Origin of the sequence: Rhizohabitans arisaemae (genome assembly GCF_025996515.1) — a bacterium.
Taxonomy (GTDB): Bacteria; Actinomycetota; Actinomycetes; order Streptosporangiales; family Streptosporangiaceae; genus Rhizohabitans; species Rhizohabitans arisaemae.
On sequence record NZ_BLRH01000060.1, the window covers coordinates 85715 to 106266 of the forward strand.

Here is a 20552-nt window from a genome sequence, read left to right on the forward strand (position 1 = left end):
CGCGATAACGTTGCCATTCATGACCGGTTACCACGATGACCTGAGCCTCGCGCACGTCCTGGCGGACGCCGCGGACGACATCACCATGCGCCGGTTCAAGGCCGTCGACCTCCGGATCGACACCAAGCCGGACCTCACCCCGGTGAGCGACGCCGACCGGGCGGTCGAGGAGTCCATCCGGGGCACGCTGCGGCGGGCCCGGCCCAGGGACGCCGTGGTGGGCGAGGAGTACGGGCGGACCGGCCACGGCTCGCGCAACTGGATCATCGACCCGATCGACGGGACCAAGAACTACGTCCGGGGCGTCCCGGTCTGGGCGACGTTGATCGCCCTGATGGAGCGGGACGAGGTCGTGGTCGGGCTCGTCTCGGCCCCGGCGCTCGGCCGGCGCTGGTGGGCCTCCCGGGGCGGCGGGGCCTGGAGCGGCAAAAACGTGACCCGGGCGACCCGCTGCCGGGTCTCGGGAGTGAGCAAGCTGGAGGACGCCTCGTTCTCCTTCTCCAGCCTCGGCGGGTGGGAGGAATCAGGACGCCTACCCCAGTTCCTCGACTTGACGCGAAATGTCTGGCGGACGAGGGCTTACGGTGACTTCTGGTCACACATGATGGTGGCCGAGGGCTCGGTGGACATCTCCGCCGAACCGGAGCTGTCCATGTGGGACATCGCCGCGCTCACCGTCATCGTCGAAGAGGCCGGCGGGATGTTCACCGACCTCTCCGGAGTGCCGAGCGCCGACGGCAGCAGTCTGATCTGCACCAACGGACTCCTCCACGCGGAGGTGCTCAAGCAGCTCGGCGGCGGGCCGCTCTCACTGCGCGTCTGAGGCCGACCCGTTCGCCAGCAGGTCCGCCAGCCCCTTGGCGGCGCGCTCACACATGTCCAGCACGCCCTCGAACCCCTGCCGCCCCCCGTAGTAGGGGTCCGGCACCTCGGCGGAGGGCGGCGCGGACGGATCGAACGAGCGGAACAGCCGCACCCGGTCCGGCGTGCCGCCGAGCCGGTGCAGCCGGGAGAGGTTCTCCCCGTCCATCGCCAGCACCAGGTCCCGTCGGCCGATCCAGTCCGCGGTGAACTGGCGGGCCCGGTGCGCCGTCGGGTAACCGCGGGCGGCGAGCGCCCGGGAGGAGCGGGCGTCCATCGGCCCGCCGACATGCCATCCTCCGGTCCCGGCGCTGTCCACGACGACCAGATCGCCCAGCCCACGCCGGTCCAGCTCCGCCCGCAGGACGACCTCGGCGGTGGGCGAGCGGCAGATGTTGCCCAGACAGACCATGCAGATCGTGTACGGCAGGGCGGGGTCACGTGGAGGGGGCAGAGCTAGCGCGGTCATATATCCATCTTTAGCATCCCGCCTGATCTCCGAGCCACCGTCCTAGATCGCCCCATAAGGTTCACAGACCCCTGCCAACCTCTTCCCGTCACGGTCACAGGCTGTTTCATTACCGTTCACCTTCCCGCTCTTTTCTTTACTCAGCGCAACGTTGAGAACCGCATGGAACAGCGGTGACCTGGGAAGGCAGAGGGAACGTGACCATTGGACAGCGCCGCCTGGGACTGGCAGCGACCGCGACGCTCGTAGCAGCACTCACAGCGGCCTGTGGCGGAGGTTCGGGTGCGGCTCCGGCTGCCGGCGACGCCTCCCGTCCCGCCGCGGAGTCCGACCGGCTCTCCGGTGAGATCAAGTCGGACGGCTCCAGCACCGTCGGACCGCTTACGACCGCGGCGGCCGAACTCTTCGCCGAGGGGAGTCCGCGGGTGCGGATCAGCGTCGGCACCTCCGGCACCGGGGGCGGGTTCGAGAAGTTCTGCGCCGGGGAGACCGACATCTCCAACGCCTCCCGCCCGATCAAGGACGAGGAGAAGGCCGCCTGCGCCGCGAAGGGCATCACCTTCACCGAGCTGATCGTCGCGACGGACGCGCTCACCGTGGTGACCGGCAAGGACAACACCTGGGCCACCTGCCTCACCGTCGAGCAGCTCAAGAAGGCCTGGGAGCCGGCCGCCGAAGGCAAGATCACCACATGGAACCAGCTCGATCCCAAGTTCCCCGCCGAGCCGCTCAAGGTGGCCGGTCCGGGGACCGACTCGGGCACCTTCGACTACTTCACCGACGCGATCAACGGTGAGGAGGGCGCGAGCCGCAAGGACTACAGCGCCTCGGAGAACGACAACGACACCGTGACCGCGGTCGCGGGTGCCAAGGGCGGCCTCGGCTACTTCGGGTTCACCTACTTCGAGGAGAACTCCGGGAAGCTCAAGGCGCTGGAGGTCGACTCCGGCAAGGGCTGTGTGGCGCCGAGCGTGCAAACCGCCCAGGACGGGTCGTACGCGCCGCTCTCCCGCCCGCTCTACGTCTACATCAAGAACGAATCGGTCAAGCGGCCCGAGGTGAAGGCCTTCGTCGACTACTACGCGGCCAACATCTCCAAGATCGCGACTGAGGCACGGTTCATCCCCCTCAACGCCGAGCAGGAGGCCACGTTGAAGAGCGCCGTCGACTCCATCCAAACCTCCTGATGGGCATGGCGGACGTATCGGAGATCGCCCCGGCCCCGCAGGCGCTGGGGCGGTCCCGCCGCCGTCACGGGGAGAGCGTGGTGAAGGCGGTCCTGCTGACCGCCGCGCTCCTCTCCGTCGCGACCACGGTGGGGATCGTGGCCGCGCTGCTGGAGCCGACCGTCGGCTTCTTCACCCACGTCGGCATCGTGGAGTTCTTCACCTCCACCGACTGGGGCCCGCTGTTCAAGCCCCCGTCGTTCGGCGTGATCCCGGTGGTGACCGGCACCCTGATCACCACGGTGATCGCGATCGCGGTCGCGGTCCCGCTGGGCCTGGCCGCGGCGGTCTACCTGTCCGAGTACGCCTCCGCGCGGATCCGCAGGGTGATCAAGCCCACCCTGGAGGTGCTCGCGGGGATCCCCACGGTCGCCCTCGGCTTCTTCGCGCTCACCCTGGTCACCCCGGTGATGCGGGACTGGTCACCGTTCGAGATCAGCCTGAAGAACGGGCTGAGCGCGGGCCTCGTCGTCGGTGTGATGATCATTCCGATCGTCGCCTCCCTCTCCGAGGACGCCATGGCGGCGGTCCCGAACGGGCTCCGGGAGGGCGCGTACGCCCTCGGCTCGTCCCGGATGACCGTCGCGCTCCGGGTCGTCCTCCCCGCCGCCTTCTCCGGGGTCGTCGCCGCGATCATCCTCGCCGTCTCCCGGGCCGCCGGGGAGACGATGATCGTCGTCATCGCGGCCGGATCCAACCCGCTCTTCACCGTAAACCCGGCGGACGAGATGCTCACCATGGCCTCGTTCATCGCCCAGGCCGGCTCGGGGGACGCGCCGGTCGGCACCGTCGCCTACAACACCATCTTCGCCGTGGGCTCGCTGCTCTTCGTCCTCACGTTCCTGATGAACTGGTTCAGCGCCCGGCTGGTCCGTCGCTACCGGGAGGTCTACGAATGAGTTCCGCACGCCCGGACAGGGGGCCCGCATGGCGCTGCTGACCACGCCGCGCTCCGCCGTACGGCTCGCCTCCGAAGGCCGGCCGCTCCGCGAGCACCTGTTCAAGGCCGCCCTGGTGGTGAGCGTGGCGATCGCGCTCGGCTTCCTGGTCGTCCTGATCGTCTACATGGTCACCAAGGGATGGCCCAGGCTCGACGCCCGGCTCTGGGAGAACCAGCCCTCCATCCGGCGACCGGAGATCGCGGGCGCGCAGTCGGCGATCGTCGGAACCCTCTGGCTGATCGGGCTCACCGCCCTCATCGCCCTGCCCACCGGGGTGCTCGCGGCCGTCTACCTGGAGGAGTACGCCGATCGCACCCGGTGGTACAACCGCGTCATCGAGCTGAACATCCAGAACCTGGCGGCGATCCCGTCCATCGTCTACGGGATCCTCGGCCTCGGCATCATCGCCCGGGTGCTGGGCCTCGGCTTCGGTGTGCTCACCGGGGCCATGACGCTCTCCCTGCTCGTCCTGCCGATTGTGATCATCGCGTCCCGGGAGGCGATCCGGGCGGTCCCCACCTCGATCCGCGAGGGCTCGTTCGCGCTCGGCGCCACCCAGTGGCAGACCGTTTCCCGGCAGGTGCTGCCGGCGGCCGTCCCCGGCATCGCGACCGGCTCGATCCTCGCGCTCTCCCGGGCGATCGGCGAGGCGGCGCCGCTCATCATGCTGGGCGCCGCGACGTTCGTCCCCTTCAACCCTGAAGGGCTGTTCGACCGGTTCAGCGCCCTGCCCATCCAGATCTACTTCTGGATCACCCAGTCGCGGGAGGAGTTCCACGTCCTGGCCGCGGCCGCGATCGTCGTCCTGCTCGCGATCCTCCTCGTCATGAACTCCGTGGCCGTGTGGCTGCGCAACCGCTACCAGAGGCGTTGGTGAACACAATGGCAGGCAGCTTGTCCAGTCCCCCCAAGACGGCGTTCGACGGCCCGAAGGCCCCCCGCGACCCCGCGTCGCTCGACCCGGTCTTCACCGTCTCCGGCCTCAGCGTCTTCTACGGCGACTACGAAGCCGTGCGCGGGGTCGACCTGAACATCGGGCATCGCGAGATCACCGCCTTGATCGGCCCGTCCGGCTGCGGGAAGAGCACGGTCCTGCGCTGCTTCAACCGGATGAACGACCTCATCGCGGGCGCCCGGGTCTCCGGCAAGATCCTCTACTACGACGAGGACGTGTACGGGGACCACGTCGACCCCATCGAGGTGCGACGCCGCATCGGCATGGTCTTCCAGAAGCCGAACCCGTTCCCCAAGTCGATCTTCGACAACGTCGCGTACGGCCCCAGGGTCAACGGCGTCAAAGGCGATCTGGGGTCCGTCGTCGAGGAGGCGCTCGTCAAGGCCGCCCTCTGGGACGAGGTGAAGGACAAGCTGAAGGCGAGCGCGCTCTCCCTCTCCGGCGGGCAGCAGCAGCGCCTCTGCATCGCCAGGACCATCGCCGTCAAGCCGGAAGTGATCCTTATGGACGAACCGTGCTCGGCCCTGGACCCGATCGCCACCACGAAGATCGAAGACCTCATGCAGGAGCTCGCCCGCGAGTACACGATCTTGATCGTCACCCACAATATGCAGCAGGCCGCCCGTGTCTCGGACCGCACGGCCTTCTTCACCGCCGAGGTCGACGACACCGGGGTCCGGCACGGGCGGCTGGTGGAGTTCGACGAGACCAGCAGGATCTTCACCAACCCGGTCGACAAGCGGACCGAGGACTACATCACCGGCCGCTTCGGCTGACCGGAACCCCCGGCCGGCCACGGCGGGGCCGCGTCGGCGACGAAGCTCACGGAACTACCATCCGTGATTAAACGTTGACAATGAAGGCAAGGCCCCGCCGCACTCGACGGCGCCGTGGCGCAGGATGGAGGTGCGGGGTGGTCAGCCCCGCAGTCGAAAGGGTCGCGAAAATGTCATCGGTTTCGAAGTATGTGATCGGCGGAGCGGTCGGCCTGTTCCTCGCCTGGCTGCTGCTGCCCGGCTGGCTGGTCTGGCTCGCCCTCATCGCCCTGGTGGCCGTGCCCGTGGTGGGCTACCTGATGCTTGACCCGGCCCAGCGGGCCAGGCTCAAGCGGATCCGCCAGAAGCGCCTCGAACGCTAGACCGCTTCGGCGGGCAGTGCCTGGACCCGCTGTACGACCTTGCGCTCGGCGTAGAAGGAGACGAACGGGATCGTCCCGGCGATGAGCACACCGAGGGAGTACCACCAGTTCCAGCGGGCCTTCAGGCTGAGGTTGAGCGCTGCCATGAGATAGATGACATAGAGAAAACCGTGCGCCGGGGCCACCACACCGACCAGGCCGGGCTGGTCGATGGGGGTGTACTTCATCACCATGGCGACCACCAGGGCGAGCAGCGCGACACCCACGATGTAGGCCATGACGCGGAACAACTTCAGCGCGGATTCCACTTGATCAGCACCTCTATCAGCGATTCGGACATGTAACCATATCTGCCGTCAGGCAGGGGCAGCGCCGCGCTCGGACTTCGCGGCGCCCCGAACGGCGTCCCGGACGAAGTGGAACCACATGAACACCCCGAAGGCGCCGAAGATCCACCACTGGGCGGCGTAGGCGAGGTTCCGCCAGTCGAACTCGGTGGGCATCGTCGGCGGAGCCACCGTGACCGGGACCGCGGCGCTCCCGGAGGTCTGGACGACATACCCCTCACGGAGCCGCACGCCCGGCCACAGGTTCACCAGCTCCCCGGTGGAAACCGTGGCGACCTGCCCGGCGGGGAGGATCTGGTCGCGGCGCGGGACGGCGTCCGTGGGCTCCGAGGCCCGCAGCCTGCCGACCACCTGGACCCGCCCGGAGGGCACGGCGACCGCCGGGTCGTCCGCGGTGGCGATCCATCCGCGCACCACCGGAATCGTGGTCCGGTCATCCATCCGCAGCGGGGCGAGCAGCCAGAACCCCTTCTTGCCGTCCTCGTAACGGCCCGGCACCAGCAGCTGCCGCGCCGCCTCGAACTCCCCCTCGGCCGTGACCTGCCTGGCGATCGACTCACTGTGCAGCGGCTCCCCCGGTGCGCTCAGCCGCGCCACCGCCACGGGGGCCGGATCCGCCGCGGCCCGCGGACGGCCGGACTCCTCGAACTCCCCCATCTGCCAGATGCCGAACATGACGAAGACGACGAGCAACCCGATGGTCACCGCATGCAACGCGAACAGGCGGGGGCTGAACAGGGTGCGGAGCATGTATCCACGGTATCGGCCGACGGGGGTGGGGTATCCCGCGACCCCGGCACCTGGTGTCCCAGGCATACCCGAGTGTTTATGGAAAAGGCTTCATTTAGCCCGCTACAGTCATGCCATGTCTAATCCAGAGATCGACCCCACCCGAAACACCCAGGAATTCCGGGCCTTCGTCCGAAAAGGCGATCAAGAACCGGAGCCTGCCAAGCGCTCACCGCTCCTCATCGGCGGGGCGGCGGTAGCTGTGCTCGTGGCCGTCGTGGTGGTGATCTACCTTCTACTCTGACGAAAGGCCGGGGGTTACGATCGTCGACCCGGAGCGTCACCGGTAGTCATTACCATACAGATCAGCACTACGTGTGACCGGATTCACAACGACACCTCCGGATGGGCCGCCAGGGTGCATGTTCGAACCGGCACGCCCGCCCAGGAGAGATCTTGATGCCCGCCATAGGAGAGGACGCCGCAGACCCACGGAACCCGGCGATCACCATTGTCGGCGCGGGCTTCTCCGGTCTCTGTATGGCGATCACGCTGAAGATGGCCGGATTTCATGACTTCGTCATTCTGGAGAAGTCCCACAGGATCGGGGGAACCTGGCGGGACAACACCTATCCCGGGTGCGCCTGTGACGTCCCCTCCCCGCTGTACTCCTACTCCTTCCGCTTGAAGCCCGACTGGTCGCGTGTCTTCGCGCCGCAGAGTGAGATCTGGTCATATTTAAACGAGTGCGCTATTGAATACGGCTTAGAAAGGCACATCCGGTTCTCGACGGAAGTTGTGGGGATCGAGTACCAGGACGCCACCCAGACCTGGCGGATCGGCGTCTCGTCCGGCGACACCCACATCTCCCATGCGGTGATCTCCGGAATCGGCGCACTCCACATCCCTAAGTTTCCGGAGCTACCCGGCCGCGAGTCCTTCGCCGGGCGGTCGTTTCACTCCGCCGCGTGGGACCACTCCTACGACTTCACCGGCAAACGTGTCGCCGTCGTGGGCACCGGCGCGTCCGCCGTACAGTTCATTCCGCAGATCGCCGAGCGGGCTGGCCACCTGTCCGTCTTTCAGCGCACACCCCCGTGGATCCACCCCAAACCCGATTTCGCGCTGCCCGAGGGACTGAAAAGCGTGTTCCGCCGCTTTCCCGGAGCGGCCAGGGGGGCGAGGCACTGGGTCTACTGGCTACTGGAGAGCCGTGCCCTGGGGTTCGTCCACGATCCCCGTTTCCTGCGCGGGCAGCACCGCGCCGCCCGGCGCCACCTCCGGAAGCAGGTGCCGGACCCGGTGCTCCGCGCCAAGGTCACCCCTGACTACACCATCGGCTGCAAGCGCGTCCTGCTCTCCAACGACTACTATCCCGCCCTCGCCAGGGACAACGTCGAACTCGTCACCGAGGACATCGCCGAGATCCGCCCGCACGCGATCGTCGGACGGTCCGGCCGGGAGCACCCGGTGGACGCGATCGTCTACGGCACCGGATTCAAGGTCGTCGACGCCATCGACGAGCAGCACATCGTGGGCCGGGACGGCCTGCGCATCCAGGACGCGTGGAAAAACGGGCCCCACGCCCATCTCGGCGTGCTCACCGCAGGCTTCCCGAACCTGTTCTTTCTGCTCGGCCCGAACACCGGGCTCGGCCACACCTCCATCATCTTCATGATCGAGGCACAGACGCACTACATCCTGGAGTGCCTGCGCCTGCTCGCCCGCACCAGGTCCCGGGCCATCGAGGTCAAGCCAGAGGCCGAACGGGAGTACAACCGCCGGATCCAGCGGCGCCTCGCCGACAAGGTGTGGAACACCGGTGGGTGCCGGAGCTGGTATCTGGACAAGAACGAGGTGAACCGCTCCATCTGGCCCGGGTTCACCGCCGAGTACTGGGCCCGCACCCGCCGCGTGAACCCTCGCGACTTCGTCCTCCACCGTTAGCGATCCGCGGCGTTCCGCCCGTACCCAACTTGCCAGGCGAGCGGGATGACTACTGGGTGTTCTCCGGTTCGCAGTACATGAAGATCCGCGTCACCGACGTCGACTACGAAGACACAGTGCTCGAAGGGCCGAAGCCCCTCCGTGAATGGTCCACTCTCCGCTGACCGACCCAAGACCGTCCCCGCCGAAAAGCCCGCCACCCGATTCAGGCCATACGCGGTTCGACAGCTCACCGCATCCTCGGTCCAGAAACGGCAGCCGGTCCCGTCCACCGCGCTTCCCGATATTGACTCGCGCGAGTCTTAGTCGGCCCGAAGCTGAGATCGAGCGATGCAAGTGCCTACTGGAGCAGATGCTCATGCTCGACGTCACCAAGCTCACCCAGTGGATCGGGGTTCTGGACGACCAGGAACGCGAAGCGGTTGACAACGGCCTGCGGCCGTACCTCGGCTTGCTCCCGAAGTTGATCACGCCCGGTCGCATGAATCGGTCTTTCCTGATGAAGATCTCGACGCGTGGCAGGTACGGCTCTCATGACAGAGGTGGTCGCGGAGGGTCACCGACCAAGCGAACACTACTCACACTTGAAGATCGCAAGGAAATCTCACCGTGTCTCGCGGCTCCGGTGTCCGGCAACAGCCGCATTATTCTTGAATCCGTCGACATCCTGGTATCCGTGGAAACCAATAACAGCTTGCATCGGTCAAGAGTAGATTGACAAGCTGTATCAATGGCAACCAGATGGCTGAAATCTCTGGCTGTGGTGGGATTGATACTGAGCGCTCTGGGGATCGGCGGGCCCTCTCCGTTCGGCCTCTACGACAGCCCGCTCCCTCCGCCCAGCGGACCCCCGCCCACAACCGGATCGTTCCTCGTACACCTTTCCGACGGCATCAGCACATCGCGGATGGCGGAGATTCGAGCGCAACTCCGCGCCCGTCCCGAGGTCCTTAGCCTTACCGAGGACCGGTCTGATCAGCTGAATATACTGGAAGGACGGCTATCAAGGGTCGATACCGGCGAGAAGGGCTTCGAGCAGTTCGCAAGATCAATCCCCGGCGTATTCGATGTTGTCGCGGGTCGTGACACCATCTGGGAAGGAAAGGTAAACGTTCAGATCTCACTCTGCCCCGGAACAGACGAGGCGGAATCGTGCCGGGGCAGGGAGCGTGGGACGGTATCTGAGAAACAGACCGTCTTTCAGCACCTGCTGAACTCACCCGGCGTCGAGAAGATTTACTTTCGTTCCATCGAGTACACGCTTAGCGAGCTCAGAGATTCCTTCTCCAAGCTCACTGCCGATGACGTATTCGAGTCGTTCAGGGTCAAGACCCGCTCGGCAGCTGAAGCCGATCACCTGATCTCCCGAGTGACCCGGCTGCCCGGCGTCAGCGACGCTCACCGACTGTAAGTACGCGAGACATCAGTGCACGCCCCACATCACTGACGCTTTCGGCGTTTATCTATTCTGTTTCCGGATTTATGCCGACAAGATCGACGGAAGCCCTGCTAGCTGCGCAAACCGGCGACTCGGATACACAGCCATACTGCAAGGCCTATTCCTCTTCTTCATCATCCGAACGAGGCAAGTCCTCGACATGAGTTCCCGAGAATCCTCCCGGCACGATATGCCAAAAAGGACTCGACCACCCAGTGGAAGCATAGACCAAATCACCGTAGTCCGCGGCGGCATCTGCGACTCGCCCCGCCGCAGGCACTACCACGGTCGACTCATCTGGCGATCGCGTACAGACCTCAGCATGCTCACGTATCGCTTGACATAGGCGTTCCACAGCGAGATAGATATCTTCCTTCAATCAGATCTCCTATCCTTTCGGCTTGTGATAAGCATAGTGCCAGGTTTCAATGATTTGCCCCTTCTTGTTGTAGACATCAACATGAACATGACACCTAGTTGGAGAGCATTCACTCCTGAATCGCACCCACCCTCGGGGAAATTCTTTGACCTTCTTATCTGCTGCGGCGACTGCTTCGTCACGACTAGCGAAGACACCCCCGTCGATATTTCTTTTACTTGGGGCATTGGATGCCCTGCCTCCAACACCAAACGCACAACCGCCTGGTTCACTGTTGTGCACCAGAATATCTGAGTCGCCCAAAGCCACATGGTAGGTGTGGGTGTCGGCGACGGTGAGGTTGTGGACCTGCTGTTCCGGTACCTGGGTGGTGGTCACCCGGGTGAGGGTGACGGTGCGGCCGTCGGGTGAGCGCAGGGTCATGCCGGGTAGCAGGTCCTCGGCGTCGAGCCAGCGCCGGTGGTCGGCGGCCCAGAACGGGTGTTCCGCGGTGGCGGTCACGGTGGCCGTGCCCGGGCCGGTGAAGGTGCCGACGGTGAGGGTGACCAGCTGCTTTTCGCCCTGGCTGCCGATCAGGATGGTGACCGGCTTGGCCGCGGTTTTCCCGGTGCGCGGATCGGTGGCGATGACCTTGTCGCCGACCTTGACTTGCTCGATGGGTTTGCGGGTGCCGTCGGCCATCAGGACGAGGGTGCCGGGCACGAAGCTGCTGAAGCAGCCTTTTCTCTTCGCCGCGTTTAAGGCATTACCGGCGGCTTGGACGCTTTTCTTGGCGGCCATCCAGCCGGTGAACGCATCCTTGGCCTTATTGACCTGAGTGGCGATGCTGCCGGCGAGCTCGCCAAGTTTCTTCCACTTCCAGGGAAGGCCGTATTTGGCCACCAGTTTGGTGGCGATGCCCCCGGCAAAGGTGCCGATGATGTTGACGACAGTCTCGCCGCAGGCCGCCAAATTGCCGGTGGTCAGGCATTCGATTCCGGCGTCGATACCCAGCTCCTTGGCGGCGATCTGAACCAGCGCGGCCAGGGCGTCCAGCAGCGCCTGGAACTGCCGGTCCTCCTCCGTTTTGGCGTTGCTGTAGTTGTGCTGCGCGGTCCACAGGTCCTCGCAGGCCTTCTTTCCGTGCCGCTTGTAGCAGTTGTCGCGGTCCCGCTGAGTCCGGCAGTGGTCGGCTCGGCCGCCGCGTTTGCAGTCGTCGGGGTCTATGCCGAGGCCGGTGGGGTCAGACAGGCCGATCGGGTTGCCGCCGGCGTAGGAGTAGGCATTGGCCCATTGCGGGCGGCGCAGGTCCAGCAGGGGGTCGGGGCTGATGAAGCGTCCGGCGGCCGGATCGTAGTAGCGGGCCGAGACCGTATTTGGAACGATCCAAACAACTCCACGGTCATATGACCGCATTTATGATTTCAAGTCGAATTTGCATGTCGGGGCAGCGCCCACATCAAACAAATGACTAAGATAACAAATCCACAACGACTCGAATTTGTTTTTGCCCTGGTTAGTCGATTCGTCGCCGGAGGCTTGGTGGATTCTCAGACTCAAGGCGGCGGGGTCGGGAGCCTGAGTCGGGTGTTTCCGGCCCTGGCTCCCGACCCCGTCTGTACGGACTCAGTCGTCGTCGTCCAGGGGACGGACGACCAAGGCGCTGCCGCCGCCCCGTCTGGTGGGTTCGGCGACCGCCTGGATTCGGCCGTGGCCGGTGAACTCGATCCCGGTGGCAGCGCCGATGAAGCCAGCCGGTGGGCCGGGGAAAAGTGCGAGCGTGTGTCCCCGAGCGGTCAGCGCCGGGCCGTAGGCGTCGATGAACGCCTGCTCGGCGAAGGTCGACGGCGTGTTGCGCTGGGTGGCTCGCGGGGCTGCGAGGGCCTCCGGCAGGGACATCCCGAAGTCGACCCGGTTGAGCAGGATCTGCAGCACGGTGGTGATGATGGTGGAGCCGCCGGGGGTGCCGACGGCGAGGAACGGGCGCCCGTCCTTCAGCACGATCGTCGGGGACATGGAGGAGCGGGGGCGCTTGCCGGGTCCGGGTAGGTTCGGGTCGGTTGCCGAGGGAATGAAGGAGAAGTCGGTGAGCTCGTTGTTGAGCAGGAAGCCCCGCCCGGGGACGACGACCCCGTTTCCGCCGAACTGCTCGATGGTGATGGTGTAGGCGACGACGTTGCCCCATTTGTCGGCGACGGTGAGGTGGGTGGTCTGCGGCCCCTCATAGGTGAGCGGATCGGGCGTTCCGCCCGCCGCGGGGCATCCCCCGTACGTTCCGTCGGGTGAACCGGGTGTGGCGGGGTGCGGCATGGCCCGCTCCCCGATCAGGCAGGCGCGTTCCCGGGCGAACCCCGTGGACAGCAGCTCCTTCAGCGGGACATCCGGAACATCCCCCACATAGCGCCCGCGGTCGGCGTAGGAGAGCCGCGACGCCTCCAGGTAGCGGTGGAGCGCCTCCACCCGGTCGCCGGTCTTCGGCAGGGAGGAGATGATGTTGAGCGCCTCCCCCACGGTCGACCCCCCGGAGGAGGGCGGCGCCATGCCGTACACGTCCAGACCGCGGTAGCCGACCCGGGTCGGCTCGCGCAGGACCGCCCGGTAGCCGCGGAGGTCGTCCACGGTCAGCAGACCCGGACGGACGTTCCTGGTCGAAGCGGGATCCACCGGCGGCCTGCGGACCGCGTCCACGATCTCGGCGGCGAGGGAACCCCGGTAGAAGGCGTCCGGCCCGCCGGCGGCGAGCTCCCGGTAGGTCCTGGCCAGATCAGGGTTGCGGAACGTCGACCCGAGGACCGGCAGGTTGCCGCCGGGGAGGAAAAGCTCGCGGGTGGGCACGATGTCCTTGAACCGGTCGAGGTTCACCGCGGTCTGCGCGATGAACTCCTCGTCCACGGTGAATCCGCGCCGCGCCACCTCGATCGCGGGCTGGAGCACCTGCCGGAGCGACATCTTGCCCCATTTGCGCAGCGCCAGCTCCCACTGGCGGACCGTGCCCGGCGCCCCGACGGAGAGTCCACTGGTCACCGCCTCGGCGAAGGGGATCGGCGCGCCGTTCTCCATGAACGAGTCCTGCCGCATCGCGGCGGGAGCGGTCTCCCGGCCGTCGATCGTGTGCACCCGCCCGGTTCGCGCGTCGTAGTAGAGGAAGAACCCGCCCCCGCCGAGCGCCGCGACGAAAGGCTCGGTCACCCCGAGGGTCGCCGAGGCCGCGACCGCCGCGTCGACCGCGTTCCCGCCCCGCCGCAGGATCTCGATCGCGGTACGGCTCGCGTCCAGGTCGACGGTGGCGACCGCACCGCCGTACCCCTCGGCGACCGGCTGTTTCTCATATGGCTTTCGCGTCTCGGCGAGAGCCGGAACGGGCAGCACCAGACCCGGGACGAGGAGGAGCCCGGCAAGATAGCGCAGTCTCATGGCACCCAGCATGACTCAGCCTTGACCGGTTGTGATCACCGCTGTCCACATCCGGACACCACCCCCTCGTGCTACTCCGCGGAGTGTAGGGATACATCCCCCGTCAGGTCGATGCCGAGGCGTCCCGAGGTGACGTAGTTTCGTCGGCGTGAAGCGTGTGCTCGATCTGGTCCTGGTCCTGGTCGTCGGGGTCCTGCAGGTCGGCGGCGCATTCGTCGACCAGCACAACCCCTGGCGGCTCTACGACGTGCGCCCGATCGACGGGCTCGCCCTCTGCCTCCTGGTCGCGGGGCCGCTGCTCCTGCTCGCCCGGCGGCGCCATCCGACGGACGTGGACGCGCTGACCTTGATCGCGGCGGTGTGCTACTCGGGGCTCGGGTACCCGGGTTCTTCGATCTTCCTCAGTCCGGCGGTCGCGGTCTTCGCCGCCATCCGGTACGGGCGGCGCCTGGCGACCTGGATCGTCACCCTCTGCGGGTACGCCCTCCTCGTCGGCCTCTCCTACCTGCCCTTCGGCGACGAGCCCATCGGCCTCCGCCGCGCGCTCGGTCTCCTCGCCTGGTTCCTGGTGGTCCTCACGATCGCCGAGGTGGCCCGGATGCGCCGGGAGCGCCGGGCCGGCGAGCTGCGCGCCGCGGCGGAGGAGGCCAGACGGCTGGCCGGGGAGGAGCGGCTCCGGATCGCCCGGGAGCTCCACGACGTGCTGGCGCACAACATCTCCCTGATCAACGTGCAGGCGTCCACGGCGCTCCACCTCATGGACGAACGCCCGGAGCAGGCACGGACCGCCCTCACCGTGATCAAACAGTCGAGCCGGGACGTGCTCACCGAGATGCGCACGGTCCTCGGCGTCCTGCGGGAGGGGGCGCCGCGGGCCCCCACCTCGGGGCTGGACCGGCTCGACGAGCTGCTCGCGGCGACCGGGGCCACCAAGACGGTCACCGGTACGGTCCGCCCGGTTCCCGCGGGGATCGACCTCGCCGCGTACCGGATCATTCAGGAGGCCCTCACCAACGCCCGCCGGCACGCCGGTACGGCCGACGTGGCGGTCTCCCTCGGCTACAGTGACCAAGAGCTCCGCGTGGAGGTCGAGAACGGCCCGGGCGACACCGCCCCCCGCACGCCGGGCACCGGGAACGGGATCCCGGGGATGCGCGAGCGGGCGACCGCGCTCGGCGGCACGCTCGGCGCCGAACCGACGTCCCAGGGCGGCTTTCTCGTGGTGGCCCGGCTCCCCCTCGGAGGGACCCCGTGATCGATGTGCTCCTCGCCGACGACCAGGCCCTGGTCCGGGCCGGGTTTCGCGCGCTGCTCGACGCGCAGGACGGCATCCGGGTCGTGGCCGAGGCGGCCGAGGGCGGCGCCGCGGTACGGCTGGCGCGCGAGCACCGGCCCGCCGTCATCCTGATGGACATCCGGATGCCCGGGACGGACGGTCTGGCGGCGACCCGCACGATCACCGCGGATCCGAAGCTGGCCGACGTCCGGGTGGTCATCCTCACCACCTTCGACCTCGACGAGTACGTCTTCGAGGCGCTGCGCGGAGGCGCCAGCGGCTTCCTGGTCAAGGACACCGAACCGGCCGAGCTCATCCACGCGGTCCGGGTCGTCGCGGCGGGGAACGCCCTGCTCTCCCCCGGGATCACCCGGCGGCTCATCGAGGAGTACGCGACCCGGGCCAAGGACCCGGACCGCACCCACGACCTCGGGCTCCTCACCGGGCGGGAGCGCGAGGTGCTGGCGCTGGTGGCCGCGGGCCGTACCAACGACGAGATCGCCGAATCCCTGGTCATGAGCCCCGCCACCGCCAAAACCCACGTCAGCCGGACCATGATGAAGCTCCACGCCCGGGATCGCGCCCAGCTGGTGGTGATCGCCTACGAGTCCGGGCTGGTCAAACCGGGCTGGTGGTGAACTCGTTCGCACGGGAAGGTAAAGGAATTGTGGCTGGCGGGCCGGGAACCGCCGGGGTTACGTTCGATGACGAGACGAACCCTGAGAGCGAGGACCCATGCGACAATCCATCGCCCGCCTCTGCGGCAAGTGCGACTGCGGATGCCCGGAGGTGTTCGTCGATCGAACCGCCCCCGAGGACCGGCAGCTGATCATCACCGACGACTTCGGACAGCGGGTGGAGATGAGCCTCGACCAGTTCGGCACCCTCGTCGAGGCGGCCAAAACCGGCACCCTCGACAGCTACCTGGCCTCCGCGTAGCCCGTACCGGATCCGCAGCCGGTACGGCGGCACGCCGCACGATCGGGGCTGCGGCCGAGCGGTTCCGCGGAGGTCGCGTGCGCGGCGGACCCGCGGGAGCCGGGATGTCCCCGTACCGGCCTCTGCGGACCATGCCCGGCCCGCGCCGGAGCCGACTCCCGCTCCGGCACGCCGTACCGGAACCTGAAGCCCGGTACGGCGTGACGCGGAAGGTCAGGCGGCGGCCAGGACGTCGGCCGGCCGGTCGAAGGGGAGTCCGTGCGCCAGCGCGACGGGCTCGTTGGTGAGCCGGCCGCCGTGGGTGTTGAGGCCGAGGGCGAGCGCCGGGTCGGCGCGGAGGGCCTCCCGCCAGCCGAGGTTCGCCAGCTTGACTGCGTACGGCAGGGTCGCGTTGGTCAGCGCGTAGGTGCTGGTGTTGGCCACCGAGCCGGGCATGTTGGCGACGCAGTAGAACACCGTCTCGTGCACCCGGTAGGTCGGGTCGGCGTGGGTGGTCGGCCGGGAGTCCTCGAAGCACCCCCCCTGGTCGATCGCGATGTCGACGAGGACCGCGCCGGGCTTCATCCGGGAGACCAGCTCGTTGGAGATGAGGGTCGGCGCCTTGGCGCCCGGGATCAGTACGGCGCCGATCACCAGGTCGGCGGCGAGGGCCTCCCGCTCGATCGCGTAGGCGGTGGAGACGACGGTCTTGAGCCGGCCCTGGTAGATCGCGTCGATCTGACGCAGCCGGTCGACGTTGATGTCCATGATCGTGACATCGGCGCCCATGCCGACCGCGATCTGGGCGGCGTTGAGGCCGGAGACGCCCGCGCCGATGACGAGCACCTTCGCCGGGGCGACACCGGGGACCCCGCCGGGGAGCACGCCGCGGCCGCCGTTGAAACGCATCAGGTTGTAGGCGCCCACCTGCGGCGCGAGCCGACCGGCCACCTCCGACATGGGGGCGAGCAGCGGCAGCGTGTTCCCCACCTGGACGGTCTCGTAGGCGACGGCGGTGACCTTGTTCTTCAGGAGGGCGTCGGTGCACGGCTGTGACGCGGCCAGGTGCAGGTAGGTGAAGAGCACCTGCCCTTCGCGCATGAGCGGGTACTCCTCGGCGATGGGCTCCTTGACCTTCAGGATGAGGTCGGCCTCGCCCCAGACCTCGGCCGCGGTGTCGAGGATCTTCGCCCCGGCGAAGAGGTAGTCCTCGTCGGTGATGTGCGACCCGCTTCCGGCGTCCCGCTGGACGTACACGTCGTGGCCGTGGCGAACGAGTTCGTGGACCCCGGCGGGGGTGACCGCGACCCGGTACTCGTGATTCTTGACCTCGGCCGGCACGCCGATCTTCATGCGGATTCTCCCTTTCCGGTGGTACAGCACAGCCGCCGCCAGGTCGGTGGCGTCAGGGTTGGCGAACACGCCCTCCGGCCGGTCGGGCCGGAGGGCGTGCGGGGATCAGAGCCGGTTCCACGCCTCGGTGAGGACACCGCGCAGGATCGACTCGATCTCGTCGAACTCGGCGGGTCCGCAGATCAGCGGAGGCGCGAGCTGGACCACGGGGTCACCGCGGTCGTCCGCCCGGCAGTACAGGCCCGCGTCGTAGAGCGCCTTGGAGAGGAAGCCGCGGAGCAGGCGCTCGGACTCCTCCTCGTTGAAGGTCTCCTTGGTCGTCTTGTCCTTGACCAGCTCGATGCCGTAGAAGTACCCGGAGCCCCGGACGTTCCCGACGATCGGCAGGTCGAGCAGCTTCTCCAGCGTCGCCCGGAACACCGGCTCGTTGCGGGTCACGTGACCCAGGAGGTCTTCCCGCTCGAAGAGGTCGAGGTTGGCGAGGGCCACCGCGGCCGCCACCGGGTGCCCGCCGAAGGTGTACCCGTGGGCGAACATCTCGGTGCCGTCCTTGAACGGCTCGAAGAGCCGCTCGGAGGCGATCATCGCGCCGATCGGGGCGTACCCGGAGGTCATCCCCTTGGCGCAGGTGATGATGTCGGGCTGGTAGTCGAACTTCTGCCCGCCGAACATCGTCCCGAGGCGCCCGAAGGCGCAGATGACCTCGTCGGAGACGAGCAGCACGTCATGCTGGTCGCAGATCTCCCGGAGCCGCTGGAAGTAGCCGGGCGGCGGCGGGAAACAACCTCCCGCGTTCTGCACCGGCTCGACGAAGACGGCGGCGACCGTGTCCGGGCCCTCCATCTCGATGGCCTTGCCGATCTGGTCGGCGGCCCATCGGCCGAAGGCCTCCTCGGACAGGCCGGGGAACCCGGTGATCTCGTCGGCCCGGTAGTAGTTGGTGTTGGGCGCCCGGTGAGATCCCGGGACGAGCGGCTCGAAGACCTGCTTCAGCGCGGGGATCCCGGTGATGGAGAGCGCCCCCTGCGGGGTGCCGTGGTAAGCGATCGACCGGCTGATCACTTTGTGCTTGAGCGGCTTGCCCTTGATCTTGAAGTACTGTTTGGCCAGCTTCCAGGCGGACTCGACCGCCTCGCCTCCGCCGGTGGTGAAGAAGACCCGGTTGAGGTCGCCCGGGGTCAGCGCGGCCAGCCGGGCCGCCAGCTCGGCGGCCTTGGGGTGGGCGTAGGACCACAGGGGAAAGAAGGCCAGCTCCTGGGCCTGCTTGGCGGCGGCTTCGGCGAGCTCGCTCCGGCCGTGACCCACCTGCACGACGAAGAGCCCGGCGAGGCCGTCCAGATAGCGCTTGCCGTGAGCGTCATAGATATAGGCGCCGTCCCCACGCACGATCATCGGCACTTCGCCGTCCGCGTATGAGGAGTGACGGGTGAAGTGCATCCATAGGTTGTCCTGAGCGGCCCGGAGTGCCGCGGCGGTGTCTGCCTGTGTCATGGCGTCGTCCCTTGATGTGCTATCTGCAATCCAGTGTGCAAGCTTTAGCCGGTTTTGACAAGCGAAACCATGCTCCACTGTAGTCAATACTCTGGAATCCGCCATTTACATGGCATTTGACAACGGATTCCGTAGGCTCTTGCCACCCCTCCGGGCGGTGTCGGGGCCGTGTGGTGGAATGGCTGTCGACCATTTGTTCCAACAACGGGGGTAATCGTGACTCCTGAGGAGATCGAAGCCGCGATCGCCGCCGGCATGCCGCAAGCCGTGGACGACCTCGCGCGACTCGTCGCCATCCCATCCGTGGCCTTCCCCGGCCACCCGATCGAGCCCGTGCACGCCGCCGCCGCGGTGACCGAAGAGCTCCTGCGCAGCACCGGGCTGCCGCTCGTCCAGCAGATCCCGATCGAAGGCAGCTTCCCCGCGGTCTACGCCGAAGCCCCGGCACCCCCGGGAGCACCCACCGTGCTCCTCTACGCGCACTACGACGTCCAGCCGCCCGGCGAGCCGTCCCTGTGGCACACCCCGCCGTTCGAGCCGACCCTGCGGGACGGGAAGCTGTACGGCCGAGGCGCGGCGGACGACAAATCCGGCGTCATCGCCCACGTGGCCGCGTTGCGCGCCTTCGGCGGCCGGTTCCCGGTCGGCGTGAAGGTCATCGTCGAAGGCCAGGAGGAGTACGCCGGAGACCGCCTGGAGGCCTTCGCCGAAGCCAACCCCGAACTGTTCCGCGCCGACGCGATCATCGTCGCCGACAGCGGGAACCCGCGGATCGGCGAACCCGCGCTGACGACCTCCCTGCGCGGCATGGGGGCGTTCACCGTCGAGGTGCGCACCCTCCGCGGCGCGCTGCACAGCGGCCAGTTCGGCGGCGCGGCACCCGACGCGCTCGCCGCGCTCATCCGGATGCTCGCCACCCTCCACGACGAGAGCGGCGAAGTCGCGATCCCCGGCCTGCCCCGCGGCGTCTGGCTCGGCCCCAGCCCCTCGGAAGAGGAGTTCCGCGCCAGCGCGGGCGTCCTTCCCGAGGTCAGCCTGGTCGGCGGAGGCTCCATCGCGGACCGGGTGTGGGCGTCGTACGCGGTCACCGTGACCGGGATCGACGCACCGTCCGTCGCCGGAGCGGCCAACGCCCTCCAGCCGTGGGCCCGAGCCCGGGTGACCGTCCGGGTACCCCCGGCCGGCGACCCCAAGACCACCCTCGACATCGTGATCGAGCACCTCCGGCGCACCGCCCCGTGGAACGTTCAGGTGGAGTTCACCGACCACGTCCTCGGCTCCGGCTTCCACTCCGGATCCGGCGGAACCCACCGGGCCGCGCTGGAACGGGCGTTGGAGCGGGCGTACGGTCAGGCGCCGCGGGAAATCGGCGCGGGCGGCTCGATCCCCCTGGTGTCCAAGTTCTCCCACCTCTTCCCCACCGCGGAGATCTTCGTCTTCGGCGCCGAAGACGACGACGCGTCCATCCACGCCCCGAACGAGCGGGTCGACCTCCGCGAAGTCCACCGAACCGCCCTGACGGAAGCCCTGTTCCTGCACAGCCTGGCCAACCCCCTCGGCCTGTAGCGGTGGCCTGAAAGAGCCGTCGGGGTCACAACCACGGACGTGCGATACCCCGTTAGGTGCGGTCGGGCTTACCTGGCCGAGCGGGTAGGTGTGGCCCCGGTTACAACCACGGACGTGCGAACCGC

At 67.6% G+C, this 20552-nt stretch carries 21 protein-coding genes; 14 read left to right on the forward strand and 7 right to left on the reverse strand.

The genetic code is table 11. The features are described from left to right. The first annotated feature begins 19 nt into the window (after window positions 1-19). Window positions 20-823 carry a histidinol-phosphatase gene (gene hisN, locus RUR_RS28900; RefSeq protein ID WP_283138379.1) on the forward strand — a complete coding sequence of 268 codons (804 nt, stop codon included), beginning with the start codon at window positions 20-22 and terminating at the stop codon, window positions 821-823. Here hisN and RUR_RS28905 read toward each other — a convergent pair. After that, window positions 809-1330 (reverse strand): low molecular weight protein-tyrosine-phosphatase, encoded by a 522-nt coding sequence (locus tag RUR_RS28905; RefSeq protein WP_283138380.1) that lies wholly within the window; start codon window positions 1328-1330, stop codon window positions 809-811. The genes hisN and RUR_RS28905 overlap by 15 nt on opposite strands. Before the next feature lie 197 nt (window positions 1331-1527). Between RUR_RS28905 and RUR_RS28910 the strand changes: the two genes are divergently transcribed. The 5 genes from RUR_RS28910 (at window position 1528) to RUR_RS28930 (ending at window position 5590) form a co-directional block, all read left to right on the forward strand. Further along, on the forward strand, window positions 1528-2517 hold the full coding sequence (locus RUR_RS28910; protein ID WP_283138381.1) for a PstS family phosphate ABC transporter substrate-binding protein: 990 nt from the start codon (window positions 1528-1530) through the stop codon (window positions 2515-2517). A gap of 5 nt (window positions 2518-2522) precedes the next feature. Further along, the gene (gene pstC / locus RUR_RS28915) at window positions 2523-3455 is read left to right on the forward strand and encodes a phosphate ABC transporter permease subunit PstC (RefSeq protein WP_283138382.1); all 933 of its coding nucleotides are present in this window, start codon (window positions 2523-2525) and stop codon (window positions 3453-3455) included. A gap of 28 nt (window positions 3456-3483) precedes the next feature. Beyond that, window positions 3484-4374, forward strand: a complete 891-nt coding sequence (gene pstA, locus RUR_RS28920; RefSeq protein WP_283138383.1) for a phosphate ABC transporter permease PstA — start codon at window positions 3484-3486, stop codon at window positions 4372-4374. A 5-nt stretch (window positions 4375-4379) separates the two neighbouring features. Further along, window positions 4380-5228 (forward strand): phosphate ABC transporter ATP-binding protein PstB, encoded by an 849-nt coding sequence (gene pstB / locus RUR_RS28925; protein WP_283138384.1) that lies wholly within the window; start codon window positions 4380-4382, stop codon window positions 5226-5228. Between the two features lie 170 nt (window positions 5229-5398). Next, the gene (locus RUR_RS28930) at window positions 5399-5590 is read left to right on the forward strand and encodes a hypothetical protein (RefSeq protein ID WP_283138385.1); all 192 of its coding nucleotides are present in this window, start codon (window positions 5399-5401) and stop codon (window positions 5588-5590) included. Here RUR_RS28930 and RUR_RS28935 read toward each other — a convergent pair. Further along, window positions 5587-5898 (reverse strand): DUF3817 domain-containing protein, encoded by a 312-nt coding sequence (locus tag RUR_RS28935; protein WP_283138386.1) that lies wholly within the window; start codon window positions 5896-5898, stop codon window positions 5587-5589. The two genes, RUR_RS28930 and RUR_RS28935, sit on opposite strands and share 4 nt — an antisense overlap. Before the next feature lie 48 nt (window positions 5899-5946). Then, the gene (locus tag RUR_RS28940; RefSeq protein ID WP_283138387.1) at window positions 5947-6687 is read right to left on the reverse strand and encodes an SURF1 family protein; all 741 of its coding nucleotides are present in this window, start codon (window positions 6685-6687) and stop codon (window positions 5947-5949) included. Between the two features lie 115 nt (window positions 6688-6802). Here RUR_RS28940 and RUR_RS28945 point away from each other — a divergent pair, with 115 nt between their 5' ends. The 4 genes from RUR_RS28945 to RUR_RS28960 all read left to right on the forward strand — a co-directional run bounded on the left by RUR_RS28945 (window position 6803) and on the right by RUR_RS28960 (window position 10024). After that, a complete protein-coding gene (locus tag RUR_RS28945; RefSeq protein ID WP_283138388.1) occupies window positions 6803-6970 on the forward strand; it encodes a hypothetical protein in 168 nt (55 codons plus the stop codon). A gap of 155 nt (window positions 6971-7125) precedes the next feature. Continuing rightward, window positions 7126-8613, forward strand: a complete 1488-nt coding sequence (locus RUR_RS28950; protein WP_283138389.1) for a flavin-containing monooxygenase — start codon at window positions 7126-7128, stop codon at window positions 8611-8613. Window positions 8614-8965: 352 nt separating this feature from the next. Beyond that, window positions 8966-9331, forward strand: coding sequence for a hypothetical protein (locus RUR_RS28955; protein WP_283138390.1), 366 nt, complete (start codon window positions 8966-8968; stop codon window positions 9329-9331). Window positions 9332-9343: 12 nt separating this feature from the next. After that, window positions 9344-10024 (forward strand): permease-like cell division protein FtsX, encoded by a 681-nt coding sequence (locus tag RUR_RS28960; protein ID WP_283138391.1) that lies wholly within the window; start codon window positions 9344-9346, stop codon window positions 10022-10024. 415 nt (window positions 10025-10439) lie between these two features. Here RUR_RS28960 and RUR_RS28965 read toward each other — a convergent pair whose 3' ends face one another. Continuing rightward, window positions 10440-11825, reverse strand: coding sequence for a polymorphic toxin-type HINT domain-containing protein (locus RUR_RS28965; protein ID WP_283138392.1), 1386 nt, complete (start codon window positions 11823-11825; stop codon window positions 10440-10442). A 210-nt stretch (window positions 11826-12035) separates the two neighbouring features. Then, window positions 12036-13823 carry a gamma-glutamyltransferase gene (gene ggt, locus RUR_RS28970; RefSeq protein WP_283138393.1) on the reverse strand — a complete coding sequence of 596 codons (1788 nt, stop codon included), beginning with the start codon at window positions 13821-13823 and terminating at the stop codon, window positions 12036-12038. A gap of 148 nt (window positions 13824-13971) precedes the next feature. Here ggt and RUR_RS28975 point away from each other — a divergent pair, with 148 nt between their 5' ends. The 3 genes from RUR_RS28975 (at window position 13972) to RUR_RS28985 (ending at window position 16038) form a co-directional block, all read left to right on the forward strand. Continuing rightward, a complete protein-coding gene (locus RUR_RS28975; protein WP_283138394.1) occupies window positions 13972-15078 on the forward strand; it encodes a sensor histidine kinase in 1107 nt (368 codons plus the stop codon). Next, window positions 15075-15737: a response regulator transcription factor gene (locus tag RUR_RS28980; RefSeq protein ID WP_283138395.1), complete on the forward strand. Its 663-nt coding sequence runs from the start codon at window positions 15075-15077 to the stop codon at window positions 15735-15737. Before RUR_RS28975 ends, RUR_RS28980 begins: the two co-directional genes overlap by 4 nt. 97 nt (window positions 15738-15834) lie before the next feature. Further along, a complete protein-coding gene (locus RUR_RS28985; protein WP_283138396.1) occupies window positions 15835-16038 on the forward strand; it encodes a hypothetical protein in 204 nt (67 codons plus the stop codon). 213 nt (window positions 16039-16251) lie between these two features. Here RUR_RS28985 and ald read toward each other — a convergent pair whose 3' ends face one another. Together ald and RUR_RS28995 are read right to left on the reverse strand one after the other, a co-directional pair. Then, window positions 16252-17370 carry an alanine dehydrogenase gene (gene ald, locus RUR_RS28990; RefSeq protein ID WP_283138397.1) on the reverse strand — a complete coding sequence of 373 codons (1119 nt, stop codon included), beginning with the start codon at window positions 17368-17370 and terminating at the stop codon, window positions 16252-16254. A gap of 105 nt (window positions 17371-17475) precedes the next feature. Further along, entirely contained in the window at window positions 17476-18861 is a 1386-nt protein-coding gene (locus tag RUR_RS28995) for an aspartate aminotransferase family protein (RefSeq protein ID WP_283138398.1), read from the reverse strand. A 216-nt stretch (window positions 18862-19077) separates the two neighbouring features. On the opposite strand from RUR_RS28995, the gene RUR_RS29000 reads away from it, so the two are divergent. Next, window positions 19078-20427, forward strand: coding sequence for a M20/M25/M40 family metallo-hydrolase (locus RUR_RS29000; RefSeq protein WP_283138399.1), 1350 nt, complete (start codon window positions 19078-19080; stop codon window positions 20425-20427). Window positions 20428-20552 lie beyond the last annotated feature (125 nt).